Origin of the sequence: Qipengyuania nanhaisediminis (genome assembly GCF_900115585.1) — a bacterium.
GTDB lineage: Bacteria > Pseudomonadota > Alphaproteobacteria > Sphingomonadales > Sphingomonadaceae > Qipengyuania > Qipengyuania nanhaisediminis.
The window spans coordinates 219435-243247 of sequence record NZ_FOWZ01000004.1; the positions used below are offsets into that span (position 1 = coordinate 219435).

The 23813-nt window shown below is 63.3% G+C and carries 31 protein-coding genes; 8 read left to right on the forward strand and 23 right to left on the reverse strand.

What is annotated here, in order from left to right; all coding sequences use genetic code 11:
* Window positions 1-118 precede the first annotated feature (118 nt).
* Genes thiL through hisG form a run of 4 tightly spaced genes read right to left on the reverse strand, consistent with a single transcriptional unit; the run spans window position 119 to window position 3370 of the window.
* Window positions 119-955, reverse strand: a complete 837-nt coding sequence (gene thiL / locus BM173_RS12390) for a thiamine-phosphate kinase (RefSeq protein ID WP_090482257.1) — start codon at window positions 953-955, stop codon at window positions 119-121.
* 23 nt (window positions 956-978) lie between these two features.
* Window positions 979-1431, reverse strand: a complete 453-nt coding sequence (nusB, locus tag BM173_RS12395; RefSeq protein WP_090482260.1) for a transcription antitermination factor NusB — start codon at window positions 1429-1431, stop codon at window positions 979-981.
* Window positions 1428-2717 (reverse strand): histidinol dehydrogenase, encoded by a 1290-nt coding sequence (gene hisD, locus BM173_RS12400; protein WP_090482263.1) that lies wholly within the window; start codon window positions 2715-2717, stop codon window positions 1428-1430. Before hisD ends, nusB begins: the two co-directional genes overlap by 4 nt.
* Window positions 2717-3370, reverse strand: coding sequence for an ATP phosphoribosyltransferase (gene hisG / locus BM173_RS12405; protein ID WP_090482266.1), 654 nt, complete (start codon window positions 3368-3370; stop codon window positions 2717-2719). The genes hisD and hisG overlap by 1 nt, the downstream gene beginning before the upstream one ends.
* A gap of 43 nt (window positions 3371-3413) precedes the next feature.
* Here hisG and BM173_RS12410 point away from each other — a divergent pair, with 43 nt between their 5' ends.
* Window positions 3414-4481, forward strand: coding sequence for a DUF2332 domain-containing protein (locus tag BM173_RS12410; protein WP_090482269.1), 1068 nt, complete (start codon window positions 3414-3416; stop codon window positions 4479-4481).
* Here the strand turns inward: BM173_RS12410 and BM173_RS12415 are convergent.
* From BM173_RS12415 to BM173_RS12430, 4 genes are read right to left on the reverse strand one after another with little or no spacing between them, the layout of a single operon-like run.
* Window positions 4478-5380, reverse strand: a complete 903-nt coding sequence (locus tag BM173_RS12415) for an alpha/beta fold hydrolase (protein WP_090482272.1) — start codon at window positions 5378-5380, stop codon at window positions 4478-4480. The two genes, BM173_RS12410 and BM173_RS12415, sit on opposite strands and share 4 nt — an antisense overlap.
* Window positions 5380-6195 (reverse strand): SDR family NAD(P)-dependent oxidoreductase, encoded by an 816-nt coding sequence (locus tag BM173_RS12420; RefSeq protein ID WP_090482274.1) that lies wholly within the window; start codon window positions 6193-6195, stop codon window positions 5380-5382. The genes BM173_RS12415 and BM173_RS12420 overlap by 1 nt, the downstream gene beginning before the upstream one ends.
* A gap of 12 nt (window positions 6196-6207) precedes the next feature.
* Window positions 6208-7098 carry a pirin family protein gene (locus BM173_RS12425; RefSeq protein WP_090482277.1) on the reverse strand — a complete coding sequence of 297 codons (891 nt, stop codon included), beginning with the start codon at window positions 7096-7098 and terminating at the stop codon, window positions 6208-6210.
* Window positions 7099-7109: 11 nt separating this feature from the next.
* Window positions 7110-7382, reverse strand: a complete 273-nt coding sequence (locus tag BM173_RS12430) for a BolA family protein (RefSeq protein ID WP_090482281.1) — start codon at window positions 7380-7382, stop codon at window positions 7110-7112.
* A gap of 60 nt (window positions 7383-7442) precedes the next feature.
* On the opposite strand from BM173_RS12430, the gene BM173_RS12435 reads away from it, so the two are divergent.
* Window positions 7443-8036, forward strand: a complete 594-nt coding sequence (locus BM173_RS12435; protein ID WP_090482284.1) for a J domain-containing protein — start codon at window positions 7443-7445, stop codon at window positions 8034-8036.
* Here the strand turns inward: BM173_RS12435 and BM173_RS12440 are convergent, their stop codons facing one another.
* Genes BM173_RS12440 through BM173_RS12455 form a run of 4 tightly spaced genes read right to left on the reverse strand, consistent with a single transcriptional unit; the run spans window position 8037 to window position 10360 of the window.
* Window positions 8037-8477, reverse strand: a complete 441-nt coding sequence (locus tag BM173_RS12440; RefSeq protein WP_090482287.1) for an SRPBCC family protein — start codon at window positions 8475-8477, stop codon at window positions 8037-8039.
* Window positions 8474-9103 carry a glutathione S-transferase family protein gene (locus BM173_RS12445; protein WP_090482290.1) on the reverse strand — a complete coding sequence of 210 codons (630 nt, stop codon included), beginning with the start codon at window positions 9101-9103 and terminating at the stop codon, window positions 8474-8476. Before BM173_RS12445 ends, BM173_RS12440 begins: the two co-directional genes overlap by 4 nt.
* Window positions 9103-9462 carry a DUF1428 domain-containing protein gene (locus BM173_RS12450; RefSeq protein WP_090482292.1) on the reverse strand — a complete coding sequence of 120 codons (360 nt, stop codon included), beginning with the start codon at window positions 9460-9462 and terminating at the stop codon, window positions 9103-9105. The genes BM173_RS12445 and BM173_RS12450 overlap by 1 nt, the downstream gene beginning before the upstream one ends.
* A 52-nt stretch (window positions 9463-9514) precedes the next feature.
* Window positions 9515-10360, reverse strand: coding sequence for an oxygenase MpaB family protein (locus tag BM173_RS12455; protein ID WP_090482295.1), 846 nt, complete (start codon window positions 10358-10360; stop codon window positions 9515-9517).
* 55 nt (window positions 10361-10415) lie between these two features.
* On the opposite strand from BM173_RS12455, the gene BM173_RS12460 reads away from it, so the two are divergent.
* Together BM173_RS12460 and BM173_RS12465 are read left to right on the forward strand one after the other, a co-directional pair.
* Complete coding sequence (locus BM173_RS12460) at window positions 10416-11408, forward strand: AAA family ATPase (RefSeq protein WP_177201901.1); 993 nt, start codon at window positions 10416-10418, stop codon at window positions 11406-11408.
* 97 nt (window positions 11409-11505) lie between these two features.
* Window positions 11506-13644 carry a transglycosylase domain-containing protein gene (locus BM173_RS12465; RefSeq protein WP_245755885.1) on the forward strand — a complete coding sequence of 713 codons (2139 nt, stop codon included), beginning with the start codon at window positions 11506-11508 and terminating at the stop codon, window positions 13642-13644.
* Here BM173_RS12465 and BM173_RS12470 read toward each other — a convergent pair.
* Both BM173_RS12470 and BM173_RS12475 read right to left on the reverse strand, forming a co-directional pair.
* Window positions 13641-14057, reverse strand: coding sequence for a PaaI family thioesterase (locus BM173_RS12470; RefSeq protein ID WP_090482301.1), 417 nt, complete (start codon window positions 14055-14057; stop codon window positions 13641-13643). The genes BM173_RS12465 and BM173_RS12470 overlap by 4 nt on opposite strands.
* A complete protein-coding gene (locus tag BM173_RS12475) occupies window positions 14050-14508 on the reverse strand; it encodes a PaaI family thioesterase (protein WP_090482304.1) in 459 nt (152 codons plus the stop codon). Before BM173_RS12475 ends, BM173_RS12470 begins: the two co-directional genes overlap by 8 nt.
* Window positions 14509-14646: 138 nt before the next feature.
* Here BM173_RS12475 and BM173_RS14625 point away from each other — a divergent pair, with 138 nt between their 5' ends.
* From BM173_RS14625 to BM173_RS12485, 3 genes are read left to right on the forward strand one after another with little or no spacing between them, the layout of a single operon-like run.
* Window positions 14647-14808: a hypothetical protein gene (locus BM173_RS14625; protein ID WP_177201902.1), complete on the forward strand. Its 162-nt coding sequence runs from the start codon at window positions 14647-14649 to the stop codon at window positions 14806-14808.
* A 16-nt stretch (window positions 14809-14824) separates the two neighbouring features.
* Window positions 14825-15790: a hypothetical protein gene (locus BM173_RS12480; RefSeq protein WP_090482307.1), complete on the forward strand. Its 966-nt coding sequence runs from the start codon at window positions 14825-14827 to the stop codon at window positions 15788-15790.
* A gap of 5 nt (window positions 15791-15795) precedes the next feature.
* Window positions 15796-16665, forward strand: coding sequence for a transposase (locus tag BM173_RS12485; protein ID WP_143089644.1), 870 nt, complete (start codon window positions 15796-15798; stop codon window positions 16663-16665).
* Window positions 16666-16672: 7 nt separating this feature from the next.
* On the opposite strand, the gene BM173_RS14630 is transcribed toward BM173_RS12485, so the two are convergent.
* The 9 genes from BM173_RS14630 to pyrE are packed head-to-tail and all read right to left on the reverse strand — an operon-like array spanning window position 16673 to window position 22490.
* On the reverse strand, window positions 16673-16813 hold the full coding sequence (locus tag BM173_RS14630; protein ID WP_177201903.1) for a hypothetical protein: 141 nt from the start codon (window positions 16811-16813) through the stop codon (window positions 16673-16675).
* 14 nt (window positions 16814-16827) lie between these two features.
* Window positions 16828-17313 carry a Holliday junction resolvase RuvX gene (gene ruvX / locus BM173_RS12490; protein ID WP_090482313.1) on the reverse strand — a complete coding sequence of 162 codons (486 nt, stop codon included), beginning with the start codon at window positions 17311-17313 and terminating at the stop codon, window positions 16828-16830.
* A complete protein-coding gene (locus tag BM173_RS12495) occupies window positions 17292-18533 on the reverse strand; it encodes a DUF3089 domain-containing protein (RefSeq protein ID WP_090482316.1) in 1242 nt (413 codons plus the stop codon). Before BM173_RS12495 ends, ruvX begins: the two co-directional genes overlap by 22 nt.
* Before the next feature lies 1 nt (window position 18534).
* Entirely contained in the window at window positions 18535-19644 is a 1110-nt protein-coding gene (locus BM173_RS12500; protein ID WP_090482319.1) for an AI-2E family transporter, read from the reverse strand.
* Window positions 19645-20547: a signal peptidase I gene (lepB, locus tag BM173_RS12505; RefSeq protein WP_090482321.1), complete on the reverse strand. Its 903-nt coding sequence runs from the start codon at window positions 20545-20547 to the stop codon at window positions 19645-19647.
* Window positions 20505-20906: a holo-ACP synthase gene (acpS, locus tag BM173_RS12510; protein ID WP_090482326.1), complete on the reverse strand. Its 402-nt coding sequence runs from the start codon at window positions 20904-20906 to the stop codon at window positions 20505-20507. The genes lepB and acpS overlap by 43 nt, the downstream gene beginning before the upstream one ends.
* The gene (locus BM173_RS12515) at window positions 20903-21175 is read right to left on the reverse strand and encodes a hypothetical protein (RefSeq protein ID WP_090482328.1); all 273 of its coding nucleotides are present in this window, start codon (window positions 21173-21175) and stop codon (window positions 20903-20905) included. The genes acpS and BM173_RS12515 overlap by 4 nt, the downstream gene beginning before the upstream one ends.
* The gene (locus BM173_RS12520; RefSeq protein ID WP_090482331.1) at window positions 21172-21912 is read right to left on the reverse strand and encodes a pyridoxine 5'-phosphate synthase; all 741 of its coding nucleotides are present in this window, start codon (window positions 21910-21912) and stop codon (window positions 21172-21174) included. Before BM173_RS12520 ends, BM173_RS12515 begins: the two co-directional genes overlap by 4 nt.
* Complete coding sequence (gene pyrE / locus BM173_RS12525; RefSeq protein WP_090482333.1) at window positions 21909-22490, reverse strand: orotate phosphoribosyltransferase; 582 nt, start codon at window positions 22488-22490, stop codon at window positions 21909-21911. The genes BM173_RS12520 and pyrE overlap by 4 nt, the downstream gene beginning before the upstream one ends.
* 200 nt (window positions 22491-22690) lie before the next feature.
* Between pyrE and coxB the strand changes: the two genes are divergently transcribed.
* Complete coding sequence (coxB, locus tag BM173_RS12530; protein WP_245755887.1) at window positions 22691-23767, forward strand: cytochrome c oxidase subunit II; 1077 nt, start codon at window positions 22691-22693, stop codon at window positions 23765-23767.
* Window positions 23768-23813 lie beyond the last annotated feature (46 nt).

Genomic DNA, 23813 nt, shown 5'->3' on the forward strand with positions numbered 1-23813 from the left:
TGCTTCTCGACCTTGGGAGATGTCGGAGCACGTGGGCGAGAGGTATAAGGGCCATGTCTTGCGTGACAAGGCCCGAAATGGCGGCAAACGGCGGGTTGTGCCCCGCTATCCCGCAATATCAGTGCGTGTAGCCGAGATCGCCCTGTGGCGGCTGGTTATCTAGCAGGACCTCATGGTCGCCCTGCAGTCCGACTTCGCCGATGGGTGTGACCTCGAACTGGTCGTCGAGACCGGCCGGTCCGGTGCACAGGAGAACGTAATCGTCGCCCCAGCGGATGGCATCGTCGAGGCGGCCTTCCGGCGCGAGGTTCGCGAGCGGGCCACTGTCGAGGGAGAGCGTCACTCCGCTGGCGCGCGCGATGCGCGAAGCGTCGAGGAGGAGGCCGTCCGACACGTCCATCATCGCCGACGCGTGAGGCGCGAGTTCCTGCCCGAGCGCAAGCTGCGGCACGGGGCGGCGATAGGCGCTATCGTCCTGGTCGGTGTCGTCGAGCAAGGCCTCGAGGCCAAGCATGGCATAGCCGATCCGGCCGGACAGGTAGACCGCATCTCCGGGCCTTGCGCCGCTGCGTGAAGGGACGGGGCAATGCGTTGCCCGCCCGATTGCGGTGCACCCCCAGACGCGCTCGCCGTCTCCGCGGACGGTGTCTCCGCCGAGGAGCGGGACGTCGTAGGTTTCGAGGACTTCGCGCAAGCCGGTCACGAAGCGGTGATCGTCATCGCCCAGCATATGCGAAATCAGCACGCCAATGGGTTTGGCGCCCTTGGCAGCAAGGTCGGACAGGTTCACCGCGACCAGCTTCCACGCCACATCGGCAGGGTCCTGCCCCGCCAGCGTGTGGACGCCTTCGATCATGGTGTCGTGCGTGAGGACGAGCGTTTCGTCCCCGAGTTCGATGATGGCTGCGTCGTCTTCAAGCCCGCGCGCGGCAGGCGATGTCGCCAGCGCCTTCAGCGCGTCGATGAAGCCTGCTTCGTTCAGCGTCCCGTCTCTTTCGCGACGGCGTCGAGGATGCCGTTGACGAACTTTGCCTCGCGATCGTCAAAGAACGCCTTGGCGACATCGACATATTCGCTGATCGAGGCGGCCTTGGGCACGTCGACACGGGCCAACAGCTCGTATGTGCCGGCGCGCAAGATCTGGAGCATGGTCTTGTCGAGGCGTGCGAGCGTCCAGCCGGAGGCAAGGCGCGCGGTCAGGAGGTCGTCGATCTCTTCGCGGCGGGCATCGACGCCCTTCACGACATCGTCGAAGAACGCGACATCGGCGTCGGCATATTCCTCGTCCTCGATAACCTTGCCGAGGCGGTGCTGGTGGAATTCATCGAGCAGGCGGACGGTGGAAGTGCCCTCCATCTGCTGCTGGTAGAGCGCCTGCACGGCGCCGAGACGGGCGGCGCTGCGGGCCTGGGAGCGGGGGGCTGTGTTCACGGGAGCCTCTTGGAAATGGAGAGAGCGTGGGCGGGAAGCCCTTCGGCCTCGGCCAGGCGAACGGCGGCAGGGCCGATCGCGGCGAGGGCATCGGGGCTCGCGCCGATGAAGCTGGTGCGCTTCATGAAGTCGAGCACCGACAGGCCGCTCGCAAAGCGCGCACGGCGGCCGGTCGGAAGGACGTGGTTGGGACCGGCGATATAGTCGCCGACCGCCTCGGGCGTATTGCGTCCGAGGAAAACGCTGCCGGCATGACGGAGCTTCGCGAACAGCGGTTCGGGATCGTCGACGGCGATTTCCACGTGCTCGGCAGCCAGCCGGTCCGCAAGCGGGATCGCATCGTCGAGCGTGTCGACGACAACGATGAGGCCGTGATCGTCCCAACTCAGCTTGGCGGTTTTTGCCGTCGGCAGTTTCATGAGGGCAATATCGACCGCATCTTCGACCTGGGCGGCAAAGCGCGCATCGTCGGTGATGAGGATCGACTGGCTGGTCGGGTCGTGTTCCGCCTGGCTCATCAGGTCGGCGGCGATCCAGTCCGGGTCGTTCTTGCCGTCCGCAATGACTAGGATTTCGCTGGGTCCGGCAACCATGTCGATGCCGACCACGCCGTAAAGCTGGCGCTTGGCCTCGGCGACCCAGGCATTGCCGGGACCGGTGATGACATCGACCCGCTCGATCCGCTGGGTGCCATAGGCAAGGGCGGCGACCGCCTGCGCTCCGCCGACGCGCCAGATCTCGTCCACCTCTGCCACATGGGCGGCGGCGAGGACGAGTTCGTTCACTTCGCCCTTCGGCGTGGGCGTGGTCACGACCAGCCGGTCTACACCGGCAACCTTGGCGGGGATCGCATTCATCAGTAGCGAGGAAGGATAGGCTGCGCGTCCGCCCGGGACGTACAGACCAGCGGCCTCGACGGCCGACCAACGCGCACCAAGCCGCATGCCGATGCTGTCGGTATAGTCGCGGTCTTCGGGAAGCTGGCCTTCGTGATAGGCGCGGATGCGGGCCGCTGCCGTTTCCAGGGCCTCGCGCAGTTCGGCGTCGATTGCGTGATAGGCTTTTTCGCAGGCTTCCTTCGAAATCGACCAGCTGTCGTCGCCCGAAAGATTATGCCCGTCGAAACGCGTGGTGTATTCCACCAGCGCCTTGTCGCCGCGCTCGCGCACTTCGTTGAGAATGCTCGCGACGTCGCGCCCGACCTGCGCATCGCTTTCGCGCCGGTCGCGCACGACGCGGGCGAACTTCGCTTCGAAATCGGCATCGGTGGTGCGCAACAACAGCATCAGGCCGCGTTCCTCTGCTCGCTATCGGCGCGGAAAGCCTCGACCAGCTCGGCGACACGCGGATCGGTCTTGAGCGCGGCGCGGTTCACGATGAGCCGAGCGGAGATGTCCATGATGTGGCTCGATTCAACGAGGCCGTTTTCACGCAATGTCGTGCCTGTCGAAACGAGGTCGACGATCCGTCCGGCAAGGCCGAGCTCGGGCGCGATTTCCATCGCGCCGTTCAGCTTCACGCATTCGGCCTGGATCCCCATCCGCTCGAAATGGCGGCGGGTGATATTGGGATATTTGGTCGCGACCCGCAGGTGGCTGGCGCCATTCGTCGCACTTGCACCCTTCGGCTCTGCAACGGCGAGGTGACAGTGGCCGATATCGAGATCGACGGGAGCATAGAGCTCTGCATAATCGAACTCTTCTATTACATCAGAGCCTACAATGCCCATCTGGGCGGCGCCGTGGGCTACAAAGGTAGCCACATCGAACGCGCGCACGCGGATCAGGCGCATGTCCTCGCGTGTGGTGGCGAAGGTAAGCGAGCGGTTGCTCTTGTCGTGAAAGCCATCCTCGGGCACCACGCCGGCGCGCGCCATCACGGGCAGCGCCTCGTCGAGGATGCGCCCCTTGGGCACGGCGAAGGTCAGTCCACTAGTCATTGCGTGGCGCAAATAGGGGCGCAGGCAGGAAAGGGCAACGCATATGACCGCTGGCGGCGTAATGGATATCGTTTCGGTCCCCGAAGCTATCGAATGGCAGGCGACGCATGCCGAACAGGCGGGCGCCCCGGGGACCGCACAAGTCGTCCGCGCGCTCCTGGCGCTGGAGGATAGCGAGGCGGCGACCGCGCGCAGGATCTTCGCGTGGCAGGGATTGAGCCTGCGCGATGCGATGCCGCTGAGGATCGCGGGAGGCATTCACAACCTCCTCCTCACCGGCGACGAGCCGAGGCTGGAGGCGCTTTACGCCGGGCGCATGCCTTCGCAGGCAGATGCCGACGCCCTCGTTCGCGAACTGGTAGAGACCCACGATACGCGGCTTCTTCCATGGCTCGACGGGCCGCCGCAAACCAATGAAGCGGGCCGCTCTGCAAGCTTCGCCGCTGCTCTGCTCTGGCTGGCTGACGGGCGCACTTCGCCGCAGTTCGAATGGCTTGAGATCGGCGCGAGCGCGGGCATCAACACGATGATGGGCCGCTACCGCTATGAACTGGGCGATGTGCATGTAGGCCCACAAGGCAGCCCCATGATCATCACTCCGGAGTGGCGCGGCAATTCCCCGCCGAATACCGGCTTCACCCTGGTGTCGGCGCGCGGAAACGACATTGCACCGGTCGACCTGACGGATAGAGCGGAGGCCCTGCGGCTCAAAAGCTTCGTCTGGCCCGAGGCGACCGGACGAATGGCGCGTATCGATGCGGCAATCATGCTCGCCGAAGACGAGCCGCCGCACATCGACAGGATGGACGCCGGCCAGTGGGTGAAAGCGGAACTGGAGAAGCCGCAGGAGCAAGGCGTTACCCGCGTTCTCGCCCATTCGATCATGTGGCAGTACCTGCCCGATGCGACCCAAGACCTGATCGAAGAGGCCATGCAGGACGCCGGCGCGCGTGCGAGTGAGGACAAGCCTTTCGCCCACATCTCGCTGGAGACAAATCGCGAGACCTTCGCTCACGAGTTGCGCGTCCGCTACTGGCCCGGTGGAGGCGAGGTGGTGCACCTCGCGAATGCCCATCCGCATGGTGCTTGGGTGGAGTGGCTGGGCGGCTAATTTGTGTCTCTGAGGAAAGCGTCCATGGCAGCATTTACCGCCTCGGGCGCTTCCCACGGTACGAAGTGACCGCAATCGGGCACCTCGACGAGGGTCAGGTTATCGACATAATTGCCGAGTTCTGCCGTGTTTTCCGGCGGAAGGGCGAGGTCGTCCTGCGCCCAGATTACCAGTGTCGGTATCGTAAGTTTGGGTAGCTCAGGGGGCGACCAGCCTTCGGGCACTTCGTAAGGTGCGTCGAGCGGCGGGATGTCGATCGGACCGGCCCGATACCAGTTGAGCATGGCAAAAGCCGTATCGCGGTCCTGCCAGTCTTTCAGCAGGATAGCGCGCTCTTCCGGCTCCATCTTGTCGGGTGCGTCCCAGTTGATCTGGTCCTCGAGGATGCCGAACAGGCCGTGCTCTTTTACCAGCTCGTCCTTCGCCGGATCGCGGAAACCGCGCATGTACTGGCTTGCCTCTCGCTGGACGGGCGAAGTGTAGAGCAGTTTCTGGAAGACCGCATGATGCGGGGCATTGGCGATGACCGCGCGCGGGACGCGGCCCATCTGTTCGCCCGCCATGGCGACGCCCCATGCAATGGCTCCGCCCCAGTCGTGACCGACAATGGTGAACTCCCCGATCCCGAGTGCGTCGGCGAGCAGGAACACATCGCCGACCAGCTTGTCCGGCGTATAGTCCTCTACGTTTTCGGGGGTGCTCGATCCGCGATAGCCACGCTGGTCGGGCGCCACGCAGCGGAATCGATCCTCGAAATGCGCGATCTGGTTTCGCCAGGTACGGTGGTTTTCCGGGAAGCCATGCAGGAAGATGAGGGCAGGGGCATCGGTCGGCCCGGTGTCGACGACGTCGAGTTCGATGCCATTCGCCAGCGCAACGCGCTTCTGTGGCCAGTTCATCACTCTTCCGCCTGCATTTTTTCCATATAGCCGGACGCGACCATGGCCGCGACCTGGTCGAACAGCGCGTCGGGCGTGCGGCGCATTTCCCCCATGGCTTCTTCCATCCCTTCGGCCACGATAATCTCGCGCTGTCCCTCGGCCACTGCATCGACGATCCGCCGGGCGGCATCTTCGGGCCGGATACCATTGTCGATCACCTTGTCGCTGCGGCCGCGCTTGCTTCCATCGGAGGTCAGGGCGTTGCGGCTGACATCGGTGGCGACCGATCCGGGACATACGACGTGGACGCCGATATCGCTGCGCGACAATTCGCCGCGCAGAGCATCCGCATAGCCGATCAACCCGTGTTTCGCCGCGCAATATGCAGTGCGCATGGGCACGCCGACCTTGCCCGCGATCGAGGAGATGAAAAGGAGGTGCCCGTCGCCGCGCTCTGCGAAGTGCGGAAGCAGCGCCTGCGTGGCGGCGATTTGCGCGGTAAGATCGATTTCGATGATATCGCGATAGACCTGCATCGACGTGTCGACCGCAGGACTGCGCTGCGAAATGCCTGCATTGGCCACGAAAATATCGACGTTGCCTTTCCAGCCGATCGCTTTTTCAGTCGCCGACTGCATCGCAGCCTCGTCGCGGACGTCGAAGGGCAGGATCAGCGTATCGGTGCCGAGGCCAGCGGCCACTTCGGCAAGACGAGCCTCGTCGCGGCCCGACAGGATCACATGGGCGCCGCGCGCCGCCCAGTCGCGTGCCAGCGCAGCGCCGATACCGCTACTGGCGCCGGTAATCCAGGCGGTCTTTCCCTCGAAACTCATGGTTCTCCCTCCTCAAGGATACGTGACGGTCTTGGGTGCACCGTCGGGCAATTCGATTCGTTCTTCGCTGTCCCCCGGCACGACGGGGAAACGGCCTTTGCGCCAGTCTTCCTTGGCCTGCTGGATCCTCTCGCGGCTGGAACTGACGAAATTCCACCAGGCATGGCGATTGCTGCTGAAGGCTTCGCCGCCCATCAGCATCACGCGCGCTCCGGACTTGCTTTCGAGCGTCATGTCGCGTCCCGGCTGGAGGACGTTGAGCGTATATTTTTCCAGCGGGTGTCCATCCACGCTCGCCTCGCCGCCGACCAGCATGAGGGCCCGTTCGTCGGCATCTTCTTCGATCGGTATCGCACCGCCCGCCTCGAGCACGATCTCGGCGTAGATCGTTTCCGCATAGGTCGTCGTCGGTGCGCGTTCGCCCCACAATTCGCCCATGATGACGATAGCCTTGGCGCGGCCGTCTTCGACGATCGGCAGGTCATTGCGTTCTTCGAATGCGGGATCGATCTCCTCGCGGCCATCGGGCAGCGCAAGCCAGGTCTGCATCCCGTAGAGCTTGGGTCCGGCCTTCCTCTCTTCTTCCGGGGAGCGCTCGGAGTGGACGATGCCCCTGCCAGCGGTCATCAGGTTCACCTGCCCAGGGCGGATGGTCGAAAAGCTACCCAGGCTGTCGCGATGGTCGATCGCGCCTTCGAACAGCCAGGTGACTGTCGCAAGGTTGATGTGCGGGTGAGGGCGCACGTCCATGCCGCTGCCGAGGTCGAGCTGAGCAGGCCCGAACTGGTCGACGAAAATGAATGGGCCGACCATGCTGCGTTTCTTGGCGGGGAGAACTCGTCGGACCTCGAACTGGCCGAGATCGTGGGTCGTCGGCTGAAGCGTAAGGTCGATCTGGCTCATTGCGGCTCCCCTTAACTTGTCGGTGCAGATGCCTGGATGGATAGGGCGTGGACGCGCTCGCCCGGAATGTCGCCCAGCGCCTTGTTCACCATGCGCTGGCGTTCGACGCGGCTCTTGTCGGAAAAGGCGGGCGCTTCGATCACGACAGTGAAGTGGGATTCGCCGCTGCCGTCGTCGCCTGTATGGCCGTGGTGCTTGGCGCTGTCGTTGATCACTTCGAGGCGTGTCGGGGCGAAAGCGTCGGTCAAAAGCCGTTCCATCTCCTGTTGAACAGGGCCTGCCATGCGATCGTTTCTCCTTTTCGCCTCTTTCCATACAGGGATTCGCTCCCCATCCTAGAACGAATGCGCCAGACAAAGTTTCACGGAAGATACGAAGACACCGGAAGAGTGTGCGAACACCCGACTTGCAGGGAGGCAGGGGAGTTTCGCGCGCCGGGCGGAGCCGGGCATGGCTTTGACGGACCCGGCAGATGGCGCTGGATGTGCCTTGAGCACGTGCGTGAATTCAACGCCGGTTACGATTGGTTCGAAGGCATGACGGCGGAGGAAATCCTCGACGCGCAGGGTCCGGCCAGCGGTTGGCGAACCGAAAGTCCCAGCTTCAGGCCGACTGCCGGCGTGGACGGAATGCCGCGCTGGGCGGACTATGACGATCCGCTCGAAGCGATCTCCGCGCGGGCAAACGGGATCAAGAGCAAGGCACGGCGCCAGGCGGAAATGGCGATGGACGGCCGGTTCAGCCGCGAGGAAGCTGCGGCGCTCGACACCATGGGGCTCGGCCTCGACGTGGATAGAAAGGTCCTGCGGCGGCGGTATTCGGAACTCGTCCGGCGCTACCACCCAGACCGGAACGGCGGTGATCGCGGATACGAGACGCGGCTCAACAAGGTCGTCGAAGCATACCAGACACTGCGCAAGAGCAGGGCGATCGCCTGATCAATCTGCTTCGGCGAGGGCTTTCAATTGGTCCGCGCACGCGCCCCAGCCTTCCTCGAAACCCATTTCCTCGTGCTGCTTCATAGCATCTTCGGTCCAGTGCCGGGCGCGGGCGATATAGCGCGTGCCCGTTCGCTCCGGCTCGATCTCCCAAATGCCGACCATGAACGGTCCGGCGGGCTGGAAGTCCGAATTGACAGCATCGGTGGTTACAAAGCGCTTGCCTTCCGACCATTCGAGGAAAATGCCTTCCTGCGGCATTTCCTCGCCATTGGGTCCGCGCATCATCATGGCGCTGCGACCGCCTGCGTGCCGCTCCTGAGCGATCATCTCGATGCTCCACGGCTTGGGGCACCACCATTCCTCTTGCCGGTTGGCTAATATGTCCCAGACTTTGGCCGGGGGAGCATCGATATAGCGGGTGATAGAAAGCTCGTTCACTGGCTAGACCCTTCGACAAGTTTCATGTCGATCGCCTTCGCCTCCTGATAGGCCGACCGTTCGCGCAATCGCTGCGCATAGGCCTCGAATACGGGCCGCTTTGGGATTGTGCCGAATTGCATCCCCCAGTCGACCTGGCTGCCGACATAGACATCGGCCATGGTGAAGCGATCTCCGCAGACATAGTCTCGGTCCGCCATGAGCGTCTCGAACGTGTCCATCGCCCGCTCGTAGCTGCCGAAGCCGAGCATGCCCTGCTTCTGCGGATCGTCGACGCCCCAGCCCATGCTGTTGGCCATGATGGCCTGTTCGACCGGCCCGGAAGCAAAGAACAACCGGCGGAAATAGGCGGCTTTCTCGTGCGGCTCGGGCAATAGCCCCGCCTCGGGATGCATTTCGGCGAGGTAATGACAGATCGCTGCCGCTTCGGTGACCGTGTGGATGTGATCGCCATGATGGTGGACGAGCGTCGGGACCTTGCCGAGCGGGTTGGCCTTGAGAAAAGCTTCAGACTTCGCGGCCCATTCGACCAGCTCCGTCTCGTAATCCGCGCCGACCTCGTGCAGCGCCCAGCGGGCGATCTGGCCCCTGCTCATCGGGTTGGTGAAGAAGGTATAGTCGGCCATCAATCCCTCCCGCTCGTGAGGATCGGTGTAAAGCCGCCCCACATCATGCGCATGCCGTCGAAGGCCATTTCACCCATTTCCTCCTCCCAGAAGGAGTCGTTTTCCATCTTCGCGTGCGCGGCATCGGCGGTGGCCTTGTCGGGCCAGATCATCCAGCTGAAGACGATTTTCTCACCCTTTTCGGCTTTCGTCGCCTTGCGAAAATCGGTCACCTTGCCGTCGCTGATATCTTCTTCCCAGGCTTCGACTATCTCGGTGACACCGTATTCGTGGAACTTTGCAGCGGCCTTTTCAGCTTGTTCGCGATAGGCGTTCTTATTGCCTTCGGGCACGGCAATCAGGAATCCCTGGATATACATTGCGGCTCTCCTCTCAGCATCGAGAGTAGCACCGCGACTTGGCGATTGCGCGTCAATTCTGGCGGAAGGCCCAACGCAGCGTCTTGCCTACGCCCCAGGTCGCCGCTCGAGCCGGGAAGGCGCCTATACCAGGCCGCTCTAGCCCGAGCATGGAGCGTGCGAAGGGCGGCAGAAGCGCCACCGCTTCCGCACCGAGCATGGACTGGACGGCCGGCGGGGCCCCTTGCGGACGTTGCGTGAGGACCAAGTCGGCAATCTCGCGCGCCTTGGGCGATGTTGCGAGATCACTGCGCAGCTCGCGGAATATCTGCTCTGCCTCCCGCCTGTCGAGCGGGACCGGATCGGCACCCAGCGCACGGGCGATAACGGCGAACTGCCGGTAATACTCGTCCTGCTCGCTGCCCGGCATATCCGGCCTCACGTGGCGCAGGTATGCTGCGAGGAAACTAGTCGCTTCAGCGACGTGCACCCAGGCGAGTATTCGCGGATCGCTGGCGGAATAGGGCGAACCGTCGGGCACGGTACCGCCAACTGCAGCATGAATCCGATTGACCCGCTCGATCGCGGCCTGTGCGTCGTCGCGATGGCCGAAGGTCGTGACCGCGATGAACCGCGCGGTGCGCCGCAGCCGGCCATGCATGTCGGAGCGGAAGTTGGAATGGTCGAGCACGCCCTGAAGCGCGTGCGGATGGAGCATCTGCAAGAGCAGGCCGCGTATCCCGCCGACCATCATGCCCACGATGTCCGCGTGTACCATGCGTATCGGCGTGTCTTTCTCGAACAGGGCATCGTCCGAAACCGGGACCGGCTGTTCCCCGCCTTCGACATCGTTGAACACGCCGCGCACCCGCTCGACGAGCTTCATGCGAATGCGTTCTGAAAGCGGGTCTTGGGGCATTGCTGGCCAATATAGGCTTGGCGCAGCGGAGATAAATGCCTACGTCGCCCAAGCGATGAACGAGATGACCGACAAGACCTTCGACGCGGCTGCCAAAACCGTCCTTTCCGCTCCCGATACCGAGGTGGATGTCCGCGAGACATTCGGCATCGATATCGACTGGAAAGTCCCGGCCTTTTCCAAGCCTGACGAGCGTACGCCCGATCTCGACGAAAACTATGTGTTCGATCCGGACACGACGCTCGCGATCCTGGCCGGCTTTGCGCACGACCGCCGCGTGATGGTCCAGGGCTATCACGGCACCGGCAAGTCGACCCACATCGAACAGGTCGCCGCGCGTCTCAACTGGCCGTGTATCCGTATCAACCTCGATGCGCATATCAGCCGTATCGACCTTGTCGGCCGCGATGCCATCGTGCTGCGCGACGGCTTGCAGGTCACCGAATTCCGCGAAGGCCTGCTGCCTTGGGCGCTCCAGCACCCGGTTGCGCTGGTCTTCGACGAATACGACGCGGGCCGTCCGGACGTGATGTTCGTGATCCAGCGCGTGCTCGAACAGCAGGGCAAGCTGACCCTGCTCGACCAGAACCGCGTGATCCGCCCCGACAAGCACTTCCGCCTTTTCGCGACCGCCAACACCGTCGGCCTAGGCGATACCAGTGGGCTTTATCACGGCACGCAGGCGATCAACCAGGGACAGATGGACCGCTGGAACATCGTGGTTGGTCTCAACTACCTGCCCGCCGAGACCGAGCAGAAGATTGTCGAGGCGAAGAACCCCGACATCGATCCCAAGATCCTCGCCGACATGATCAAGGTCGCCGACCTGTCGCGCCAGGGTTTCATCAACGGCGATATCTCGACCGTGATGAGCCCGCGCACGGTGATCACCTGGGCGCAGAACTACGCCATCTTCAAGGACGTGGGCTTTGCCTTCCGTCTCTCCTTCCTCAACAAGTGCGACGAGGAAGAACGCATGCTGGTGGCCGAATACTACCAGCGCGTCTTCGGCGAAGACCTGCCCGAAAGCGTGGTCGGCAAGAGTTAAGGTTGAGCCCCCTATGAATGACTGTGTTATTTGTGTAGCACAGTAGGTCATGGGCGTACTCGATTCCATCTTTCGCAGACGGCGCGGCGAACCGGCGATGTCATCGCATCGCGGCTTCTATTCGCTGCACGACGGTTTCGACGACGATGCCTGGGATGCACGTTGGGACGACCTCGACGATGCGCTCGCCCGGCAGGAGCAGAAACGCCTGCGGCCGTGGCAACGCGATTACTGGCGCGGCCGCCGCAAACGCTGGTGGTTCGTCCGGGCCATTGCCGGCGTGCTGGCGCTGTTCATCGTCCTTGTCGGCTGGCTGGCGATCACGGCGCCGCTGGGAAAGTCCCTTGAACCGATCGCGCCGCCGCAGATCACCCTGCTGGCGGCGGACGGGACGCCGATCGCCCGCAATGGGGCGATTACGGACGAGCCAGTCGATGTCGACCGACTGCCACCCCATGTGATCCAGGCCTTCCTCGCGATCGAGGACCGTCGTTTCTACAGCCATTGGGGCGTCGACCCGCGCGGGATCGCCCGTGCTGCGGTGACTGGCACCGGCGGGGGCAGCACTATTACACAGCAGCTCGCCAAGTTCACCTTCCTGACTCCCGAGCGAACGCTGACCCGCAAGGCTCGCGAGGCATTGATCGCATTCTGGCTGGAAAGCTGGCTGACCAAGGACGAGATCCTCGAACGCTACCTGTCGAACGCCTATTTCGGCGACAATGTGTACGGGCTGAGAGCGGCGAGCCTCCATTATTTCTATCGCCAGCCGGAAAACCTGCGCCCCAACCAGGCGGCCATGCTGGCAGGACTGCTGCAGGCTCCCAGCGCCTATGCGCCCACTCGCCATTACGAGCGTGCAGAGAAGCGCATGCGGCTGGTCATCCAGTCGATGGTTGCAGCGGGTTACATCACCGATGCGCAGGCGCGCGCGATGAAGTCTCCCGCACTCGATGTGCGCATGAAGAGCGATCTTCCCACCGGCACCTATTTCGCTGACTGGGCCTTGCCCGAAGCGCGCGAGCTGACCGAAACTGGGTATTCGCGCCAGACGCTCACCACGACGCTGGACAGTCGGCTCCAGAACATCGCTCGTAACGTGACGAGCCGTGCGCCTCTCGGGAATGCGCAAGTGGCACTTGTCGCCATGCGCACGAATGGCGAGGTCGTGGCGATGATCGGCGGCAAGGACTATACGAAATCGCCCTTCAACCGTGCCACGCAGGCAGAACGGCAGCCAGGCTCCACGATCAAGACCTTCGTCTACCTCGCCGCGCTTCGCGACGGGTGGAGCCCCGACGACACCATCGACAATACCGAAATCACCGAGGGCAGCTATCGCCCGCGCAATGCCAACGGCCGCTATTCGCCAACCATCACCCTGCGCGATGCCCTGGCGCAGTCCAGCAATGTCGCGACGCTGCGCCTCTTCAATGAAGTCGGCTCGGAAAAGGTCATCGAGACTGTCCGAGACTTCGGCATCACGGGAGATTTCACGCGAGGCGACCCTAGTATTGCGCTTGGTTCGACCAGCATGAACCTGCTCGAACTGACCGCAGCCTATGCGGGCATCGCCGCAAACTCTTTCCCGATAACGCCGCACGCTTTCGCCAAGGAAGAGAAGGGGTGGTTCCAGCGCCTGTGGGACGGCAACGACAGCTTGAGCGGTTCGACACATGCCGAGATCGAGGACATGCTGCGCGCCGTGATCAATGAAGGCACCGGGCGACGCGCGATGTTGTCCGGACCGAATTTCGGCAAGACCGGCACCAGCCAGGAGAACCGCGATGCCCTGTTTGTGGGCTATGCAGGAGACCTCGTGGTCGGCGTCTGGATCGGGAATGATGACAATTCCCCGCTCGACGGTATTTCGGGTGGCGGGCTTCCGGCACAGATCTGGCGCGATTTCATGACGCAGGCGCTCGGCGCTAGCGCGGCGCCCGATCGCCCCGGTCCGCGTTCGAACGAGGACCCCGGCGGTCCGGTCGAACCGCTCGATGTGCCCGATCTGGAAGACATTCCCATCGGCGACGGTAACTCGCGCCTGCGCATCCGCGACGGCGAAGCGGTTTTCTCGACTGAAATAGACGGCATCCCGGTCGATATCCGCATTGGCGACGAAGGCGTTTCGGTATCCGAAGAAGCGATAGAGGAAGCGCGGCGCAGGGCCGAAGAACAGCGTTATGAGGCCGTTCGCGAAGAATTGGAGCGTCGCGGCGCGCTCGAGGCGAACTAGTCCTTCGCTGGCTCGGCCATCAGCACGTTCATGACTGCGGTCGCGATGGGGCGGTCGGGATTATCCTGCCACGCCTCGACCGTGATGTTTGCGCTGCGGCGACCAAGCTTCGTGACGCGGCCGCTTGCGTAAGTCTCGCGGCTCTTTCCCGCAGACAGATATTGGACGGTGATATTGATCGGCTTGAGCACCGCCTCGCGATCCTTTTGCGCCAATAAAGCGCGCAGAGCCGCGTAGCCTGCGGTCTCGAGCAAGCCGCCGGTTGCGCCCCCGTGATAATGCTCGGGCCGCCCTTCGACCGCTTCGACGAAATCGACGCGCATGACCGGCGTATCGCCGTCCCATTCCGCCAGCTTGATGCCGAGGGAACGGGCGTAGGGAGTGAGGACACTGATGTCGGGGTGCTCAGCCATTTGGCACCTCCCGCGTGTCGGCTCCGCCGATTTTCATGAAAACCCCCTGGATGTGGGCCACGGGATCATCGACGTCGCCATCATGGGCAAGGCCCCTGACAAAAGCGGCGCTGCGGGTGAGGCGATAACATTGCGAGCGGCCGAAGACCGACGCACCTTCGCGCGCCGGGCGCACGTAATCGACCCTCAGATCGAGCGTCGCAATGGGTTCGAAGCGGTCCATCGTTTTCCAGATTGCGAGGCCGCTCGCCATGTCCATGAGGCTCATGATCGGGCCCGAGGCAAGCACCCGCTGGCCATCTTCACCGAGCAGGTCGGTACGCCAGGGGAGGGTGAGTTCAACCCAATCTTCACCGTGGTCGGAATAGGTCAGGCCCAGCCACCCCGAATGCCCCCTGCTGGTGAGGACGGGTGTGGCGGCGCGCGGATCGAATTTGGCGGTCTCGGTCATGGTTTCACGCGGCGATAGCGCCGGGTTCCCGCAAGTTACAGCCTTTTAATTCGATCCCGGCGCGCCGAAGCGCCAGCCAGTTCCTGCGCGGCGAAAGCAGGACATTGGCGTCCGGCTCCGCGCAACAGGCAGCACACAATGGATCTTCCCAAGATCGATATTTCCAGCCTGCCGGGTCTCGACACGGTCACCGGTCTCTTCGGCAGCCTTTCCGCCCATGGCGGTCCGACCGTGGACGATCGCGTGGTCGTGATCATGGTCTACGTCTACGAGACCGTAGATCCCGAAGCCTTTCTCTGAAGCCGGGTTCTACGCAATGAGGATCGATCCGAAATTGCGCGCGCTGCGAGGTGATCCCGCCTCGCAGCGCAACGCGCAGCTGGCGCTCGAACGAGTGCGCGACGACTGGCGCAGCGGGCAGGGATCTCAAGCGCTTGGCGAGCTTGAGGCCTACGGGGAAGGCGCGCCGCTGGACCAGTGCCCGAACTTGGCGTCACTCTTCGGAGAAGGCCCACACGCGCAGGACCTGGTGTCGGCACTGATGCAGCCGATGCTGGCCTGCCTTGCGGAAAACCCGACGGGCCAGGTGCCAATCCGTCACCAGCATTCCGATGGTCTCAGCGTGCTCCAGCTCGCCCAGTCCGGCAGTGCGGCACTGACGCTGCTGATGTACACTGAGCTGGACGGTGCCGAAGCGAAGTCCGCCTGTTTTGCAGGCGGTGAGCGGCACGAGACCGTGTTGGCGGGCAGCGCCGACATCCGCTTTCTCGAATTGCTCGAAGAGCAGCGGGAAAGGGCGGCGATCGATTGCGATACCCGCCGGATCACCGCAGGCGAAGTGATGCATTTCGCCGGGCGGAAATACACCAAATCTATCCTGAGGGTTCATGGCAGGATGGTGGTCCTGCGTCTGTCAAGGACCGACGAGGTGCCTTGCGACGCTTGCGAATATGCGCTGGACGATGGTCGCCTGCTGCACCGGGCGAGCGGCTCGCGCCACGAGAGCGGTCTTGAAATGAAGGCGGCCTTGCTCGGGCGCATGGGTCGGCGCGATGCGGCACCGGTCCTTGCCCGGCTCACCCGCGAGGGCAGCGACCACGCCCGCTGGCAGGCTCTGCGCGAATGCCTCGCGCTCGACAGTGGAGTTGGGTTCGCCGCGCTCAGCCGGATGGCCAGCGACCCCGTCGATCCACTCGCTGCAACGGCGGGGGCGCTGCGGGCGCAGCTGCTCGAAACCTATCCCCAGCTCGCCTCACAGGAGCTTGCCGAATGCCCCGCGTAATAGATGTGGCCGACACTCACTCGCACGCTCTTGGAGAAAGCATCGAAATGCTGTCGGGAGGCTTCGATCCCGAAGACGAGTGCAACCTCTCGAATGCCGCACTTGCTTTGAGGCGGCTCGCCAACGACCGCAATTTCCTCGGCGACCTGCTGATCGAACAGCTCAAGCAGAACCACCGCGAAGGCGGCCACGAAAGCGGCTACGGGCCGCAGGCAATCGTCCTGTCACCGAACATGGGCAGCTTCTTTCTGCGTGCGAATATCTGGCCCAGTGAAGACGAGGCCTGCTTCAAGGCCAGCGGCGCGAAGACATTCGTCTACGGAATTCCGCACGACCACAATTTCAGCTTTTTGACGGCAGGCTATTTCGGGCCGGGCTATCTGAGCGATTACTACGAATACGACTACGAAAGCGTGGCGGGATATAAGGGCGAGAATGCAGGCCTGCGGTTTGTCGAGCGGTCCGCCCTTACCGAAGGCAAGCTGATGCTCTACCGCGCCCACCGCGACGTGCACGCGCAACTTCCGCCGGAAAGCCTTTCCGTCTCGCTCAACATCATGCACGTCGACCCTGCCAAGGGCTGGTATGACCAGTACGGCTTCGATCTCGAGAACGATGCCGTTACGGGCATTCTCAACCCCACTTCGACCGAGTGCTTCCTGCGCTGCGCCATCGGAATCGGAACCGAAGAAGCGCTGGATTTCGCTGAGTGGGTCGGCAAGGCGCACCCCAGCGACCGCATGCGCCTCGCCAGCTACGAGGCGAGAAGCGGGCTGCTGGACAAGGCTGGCCGGGATGCGCTGTGGCGGCAGGCAGAGCAGAGCGGCAGCATAATGCTCGCGGCCGAAGCCGCTTCGCGAAGAGCTGCGCTCTAGGAGCTTCCTACCAGAGTGTCCGGATTGTCAGGACGAAGAGCAGGGCGATGAAGGCGAAGGCAAGGAGGCGTAGTATCCTGCCACGTCGGCTCGCCCTGATTTTCGTATTACCTTCGTAGACGTCGAACACGTCGAACAATCCCAGCATTTGCGACCCTCTCCCTAAAAACCCCCTCCCGCCAGCGCGTCTATGGCGCCTTGCAGGATGACCGCTGCCGCATGGGCATCGATACGTTCGGCGCGCTTTGCCCGGCTCATGTCCTGTCCGATCATCGCGGCCTCCGCACTCGCGGTCGACCAGCGTTCGTCCCACAGCAGCACGGGTAAGTCCAGCGCGGTAGCAATGTTCCGTGCATAAGCCCGGCTGGCCTGGGCGCGGGGGCCCTCCTTGCCGTCCATGTTCCGGGGCAGGCCGATGACCACGCCTTGCACCGCGCGCTCCTTCACGATCTCGCGAAGCTTGCCGCAATCCTGGGTGAACTTGCCGCGCGGCAAGGTCTTGCCCGCCGTGGCAAAGCGCCATCCGGCATCGCACGTCGCAACGCCGATGGTCTTGGTGCCGAGATCGAGCGCGAGCAGAACCCCGCCGTCAGGCAGCAGGTCGCCGAATTCGAGCCGGTTGTCGGTTACGATTGCCGCGTCGTCCATGTCCGCACCCGGTTGAGGACGTCTTCCTGCAGATTCTTCCAGAACAGCGGGATGTCGTAGACGTGGTAATTGCCGCCCGGCAGCACGCCAGGGCCGAGATCGGGCGCATCCCCGATACGCAGGATGCCCGCTTCGTCGCAGCGCGCAGGAACGGCTCCCGGAACCAGCTCGGCGGAACTCATATCCGCGCTTGGCTTGAGCGTGCCGAGGTTGTCGGACGCAGGAGCAGATCCGCCGGTCATCCCGGTCAGCGGATTGACGCACAGGACGCTGTCGTCCTGGCCACGCGGACTGCCATCCAGCCCGGGTAGTGCACTGTAACGCTGCAGCAACTGCCCCGGATCGCCATCGTCGGTGAAGCTGATGAACGAGACGATGCAGCTCGCTTGTTCACCCGTGGCGCAGGCCGGATAGGGCAGGGACGGCAGGTCGTGCTCGACCGATATCGGCCAACCCGGCGCATAGACCGCGGCGATGCGGTCACGCAGCGGCGTGTCGGCTACCTTCTCGCGCAGAAGGCGCAGGATATGGACGGAGCCCTGGCTGTGGCCTGCAAGGACGATCGGCTTGTCGGCATCCACGCTTTCAACGAAATAGTCGAACGCCTGCGCAATGTCGGCATAGGCGGCATCGATCGCGCGCGTCGCCTCGTCCTGCTCGGTCAGGAAGGCGCCCACGGCGGCCTGCCTGTACTTGGGTGCCCAGATCTCCTCGGCGCGATTGAAGGGACTTGCGAGGCCCCTCAGGAATACGCGAGCGAGCCGGTCGGTCTCGGCATCGTCGAGCGGCGCGTTCCATTCGCCCAGCGCGCCCTTGGTGTAGCTGGTGGGCGGTACGAAAAAGACTGCGAAGGAGGGCGTCTCGCTGGCGTCCGCAGCTTCGCCCCGCTCCGAGCCGATGGTGGCGAAAGGCGCGGGGCCGTCAATGCTCTGTTCGGCGGCGGGAGCTTCGGGCGAGGGCGTGCGGGTGGCAGGATCGGGTGCCAGCTGCGCGACGGCTGGCTGGTAGCGCGCCGGATCGTCGGTCCCGATGCCGGGCCGCGAATACCACATGGCGGGATCTTCATAGGCGTTGGCGGCGAGCGCTTCCTGCTCGACGAATTCACCGCGCGGCACGAAAGCGATCTCCGTCGCCTCGCGCCCATAGATCGCAAGCGCAATTGCGCCCACGATGATGATCGCGATGATGATCGCTACGAAATAGAGGAATTTGCGTGCCATTTCAGGCGTCTGCCTCCGTCATCTCTGCATCCGCGTCAAGCTTGCCCAACCGCTCTGATCGGCGTTCCAGCGCGACCTTGATCATCGCCAGCATCGGGTCGGCGAGCGCGAGGCCGAGGATGCCGAAGAGCACCCCGAAGATCAGCTGGGCCGAAAGGACAAGGCCGGGCGCAAGGTCGACCGTCTTCTTGGCGATCATGGGCACCAGGATATAGCCGTCGAAGTTCTGGACGAGGAAATATACGAAGATCGTATAAAGACCCATGTCGACCCCGCCGGAAAAGCCGACAAGCACCATCAGCACGCCGGAGATGATCGCGCCGATGTTCGGGATAAAGGCCAGTAGGCCCGTCAGCAGGCCGAGCAGGGCCGCCATCGGCACCCCGTAGAGGGCGAGCAGGGCCCAGGTGAAGATACCCTCAGCGATCATGCCGACCAACCGTCCGGCGAGCAGCCTGCGCATCGTATAGGCCTGGTAGCTGAGGGTGTCGTAGAACGCCTCGCGCTTGCTCGCCGGGACCATCCAGGCGACGCCGCGCTCGTAGATGCGCGGATCGATCGCGAAATAGACGCCGATGATGATAATCAGGAGCAGCGTCGTGACGCCACCGAAAAGGCCGCCGATTGCGCGGGTCACGGTCCCGACGCCGCTCATGAGATTGCCCAACATCGACTGGATGTCTTCTGTTCGCACGGCGAAGCCCTTGCCGCGCAGGTATTCCAGGAAACGCTCCAACTGCATTTCGATGATCGAGGGGAATTCGGCCGCCTGCTGCGAAATCTGCGAGCCTGCGAAGTAGACGAGCCAGACCAGGAAGGCCGTTGCCAGCAGCAGGACGATGGCCACGCGCCAGTTGCGGCCGATGGGCAGGGCGCGACCCAGCAGGCGCGAGCCGCCATCGATCAGGGCTGCGAAGACCATCGCACCGAAAATGACGAGCAGCGATTGCGACAAATGGACCGCAAGCGCGATCAGGCCAATGACGAGGCCCCAAGTCAATGCGCGGGCCGCCTCGAACCGGATGCGCGGGTCGCCTATGCGTGTGGGGCTAGCACCCGGATTGTCGTCTTCTGCCGCCAGGCCGGGGTGCGCGGCTTTGTTTTCAGGCATTTATCCTTCGGGCTCCTGCGCTATGGCAGGTCGCAGAGTGGTCCAGGAACGGTTTTCGCGCAAGCTGGTAAACCAGGTCACAGGATTGAGCGAGGTCGTGCCGTCGAGCGAGAAGGTGATGAATTCCGCACGCCCGCCGATGTTTTCCAGCGGCACCGGGCCGAGGAGTCCGCGCGAGGAATTGAGTTCGCGGCTGTCGGAAGAATGATCGCGATTGTCGCCCATCACGAAGACTTCGCCTTCTGGAATGGTCATCGGGCCGAAATTGTCGAGCTGCGTGCGCGTGTGGTCGATGACAAGGTAGTTCGCCCCGTTCGGCAGCGTTTCGCGCAGGACCGGCACGCGGCAGACCGGCTTGCCATCATCGTCGGTCACCAGAAAGCTCGGATCGCCGAAGCCCCAGCAGGTGGAGTTCGCATCGACCGGCAGGTCACGCGCGGGCTCGACTTCCTGCGGGACGGGCTGGCCGTTCAATTCGATACGGCCATTGACCACCGCGATCGTATCGCCGGGCAGCGCGACGACGCGCTTGATATAATCCTCGTCGCGCTCCGGGTGGACCGGAATGACGATATCCCCGTATTCGGGCGTCGATCCGGCAACCCGCCAGTCGCCGCGCGGCGCGAGGTGGAAACTGACCGATGACCAGTTCCAGCCATAGGGATATTTGCTCACGACCAGCCGGTCGCCGACCAGCAGGTTAGGCAGCATCGATTCTGACGGGATATAGAACGGCTTCGCAATGAAGCTGTGGAACGCGAAGACGGCGAGCAGCATCAGCGCCAGGCCGCGGATTTCCGCGAACCAGTTTACCTTCTCGTCTTGCTTGTCGGATTTTGTCACGGCCGGTGTGTCGATACTCAAGCGGGATGGGCCTCGATGATGACGAAGGCCTGTGCCCATGGATGGTCGTCGGTGAGGGTGAGATGAATGCGCGGCTCATGGCCGTGCGGGACCATTTCGGCAAGCCTTTGTGCAGCGCCGCCCTCCAGCGCCAGTGTAGGGGCGCCAGAAGGGGCGTTCACCACGCCGATATGTTTCATGAAGACCCCGCGACGAAAGCCGGTCCCGACCGCTTTGGAGAAAGCTTCCTTTGCGGCAAAGCGCTTCGCGTAGGTGCCGGCGATGGTGAAGGGGCGCTTGCGGGCCTTGGCTCGTTCTATCTCGGTGAAGACGCGCAGTTCGAATCGTTCGCCATAGCGGTCGAGCGAATTCTGGATCCGCTCGATATTGCACAGGTCGGAGCCCATTCCGATGATCATGCTGCCCTCGAAATCATGACGGTGAGGATGATCAGCATCATCCAGTGAATGAAGACCTGGCTCTTGACCAGGGGGTGGTCGATTTCGCCCTTTGAGCGCTTAAACGCGCCAGCATAGCCGATCACCTGGATGATCGGCCAGCCGATCGCAAATGCGAGCGCAGTCTGCTGCGAGACCGCGAAGGCCAGCAATCCGATGCTCAAGAGGAAAGGGATGACGCCTGCGAGCGCCCAAAGCTGTTCCTTGCCGGACAGCGCGGCCTTGCTCACCGGGCTTCGTCCATCAGTTCGCGCATATGGCGTACCGCGCTTTCGAGCCCGACGAAAACGGCCTCGCCCACCAGGTAATGTCCGATGTTGAGTTCGGCGATCTGGGGAATGGCGGCGATCGGCTGGACGTTCTCGTAAGTGAGGCCGTGACCTGCGTGCGGTTCGATGCCGTTCTTGGCAGCAAGGGCGGCCATGTCGGAAATCCGCTTCAGTTCGCGGGCCAGCTTGTCGCTGTCGCCGTCGAGATGGGCATGGGCATATTCGCCGGTGTGGAATTCCACGACCGGAACGCCGAGCTTGAGCGCGGCGTCGAGCTGGCGCTCGTCCGCCTCTATGAACAATGACACGCGGATGCCGTTGTCTTTAAGTTTCCACACGATGGGCGCCAGCGTATTGTGCTGGCCAGCGGCGTCTAAGCCACCCTCGGTGGTGCGCTCCTCGCGCTTTTCCGGGACGATGCAGGCGGCATGCGGCTTGTGGGCCAAGGCGATCTCGAGCATTTCCTCGGTCGCTGCCATTTCCAGGTTTAGCGGGAGGTCAGTTGCCTCCTGGATTCGCCTCAGGTCGGCATCGCGGATGTGGCGCCGGTCTTCGCGCAGATGCGCGGTGATCCCGTCTCCGCCGACGCGCGCCACGATCTCCGCCGCGCGCACCGGATCGGGATGGTCGCCGCCGCGCGCATTGCGGATGGTGGCGACGTGATCGATGTTCACGCCGAGGCGGAGCGGGCGGGTCATGCCGCGCGGCTACCCGGTTTCGTTACTTCGATGGCGGCGAGTTCTTCGGGCAAATCTTCCTCGTCATAGGTCGGGAAGTTGATATCGATCAGCGGGAAGAACGGCACGCCCAGATCGGCAGAGCCGTTGCTGCGATCGACCAGCGATACCTCGGCGATCACTTCGCCGCCCTCGCGGCCCACGGCGGCAATAGCCTCCCGGCTGGAAAGACCTGTGGTAACGACGTCCTCCACCATCAGCACCTTGGCACCCGGCTCGATCCGGAAGCCGCGGCGCAGGTGGAATTCGCCTTCGGGCCGTTCCAGGAACATTGCGTCCTTGCCCAGCGCACGTCCCATTTCCTGCCCGATAATGATGCCGCCCATCGCGGGGCTGACCACGACGTCGATCTCGTTGCGGATCTCGCGCGGGATCTTCTGCGCCAGCGCCAGCGCCAGCCTGCCGGCCCGGTCGGGGTTCATCAGCACCCGCGCGCATTGCAGGTAATGGCCGCTGTGCTTGCCGCTGGAGAGCTTGAAATGGCCTTCGAGCAGGGCTTCGCTGGCGCGGAATTCGGAGAGGATTTCATCTTCTGTCATGTCACCGTGGCTCAAAGCGCGTCCGGCCCGATTGCGCAAGAGGCAATGCAGGATGCACATTTTTCTGCCCCCAACGCTTGAGGCGTGCGCCATGTCTATCTATAGGGCGGCCCAACCGGGCCCTTGTTGCAGGGTCGCTTGCCCCTGCGCCGTTAGTTGAGTTTCGGCATATGCAACGTGGGATTTGCCCGGACGATGACATGACACGAAAGAGTGCCAAGACGATGAAATTCCTCGGTTTCCACCGGATTGTCGCCAGCCTGGTAATGGCGTTCGCCCTGGTCTTCGGATCGCAGGCAGCGATTGCGCAGGATGCTGCAGAAGCTACCGCCACCGAACAGCTCGAATCTGTCGATCCGGCAGAGGCAGCGGACGTTGCCTATCCGGGTGCCGTTACGGAAGGTAGCGGAGCCTACACGCCGATGAAGCCGACCGAAGGTATCGGCATGCCGGTGGACGCAGGCCTCGATATCCAGCAGCAGTTCTCGGAAACCGGCGAATTTGCTTACGGCCTGCACATCGGCCTGATCTGGGTCATGGTCGCGATCAGCCTCTTCGTGCTCGTGCTGATGCTCTACACGATTTTCCGTTTCCGCCGCTCGGCGAACCCGACGCCTTCGAAGACCAGCCACAACACGCTGATCGAAGTCATCTGGACGGTTGTTCCGGCCCTCATCCTGCTTGCCATCGCGATCCCCTCGATCACGCTGATCGCCAAGCAGTACGAGCCGATCCCGAAGGATGCCATCACCATCAAGGCGACCGGCTACCAGTGGTATTGGGGCTATACCTATCCCGACAATGGCGAGTTCGAGATCATTTCGAACATGCTCGACGACGCGGAAGCAGAAGCGCGTGGCGAACCCAAGCAGCTTGCCGTCGACAACCGCATGGTCGTTCCGGTCGGCGTTCCGATCCGCATGCAGATCACCGCTGCCGACGTGATCCACTCCTTCGCCGTGCCGAGCCTGTGGTTCAAGCTCGACGCCGTTCCGGGTCGTCTCAACGAGAAGATCCTGATGGTCGAGAAGCCGGGCGTTTATTACGGCCAGTGCTCCGAACTGTGCGGCGCCCGTCACGCCTACATGCCCATCACGGTTGAGGCGCTTCCGCTGGAGCAGTACAACCAGTGGGTCCTCGCACAGGGCGGCACGATCGCTGGCGCAGAGGAAACCGGTGATCTCGACGCGGAGCTCGCTCCGGGACAGGAACCGGAAAGCACTGTCGAAGGTGCTGCCGGTGCCGGCGAATTCCCGGTCGAGAACCCGACCACCTGATTACGCTTTTAGATTCCAGTCCGCTGACGATAACGCATTCGAGAGT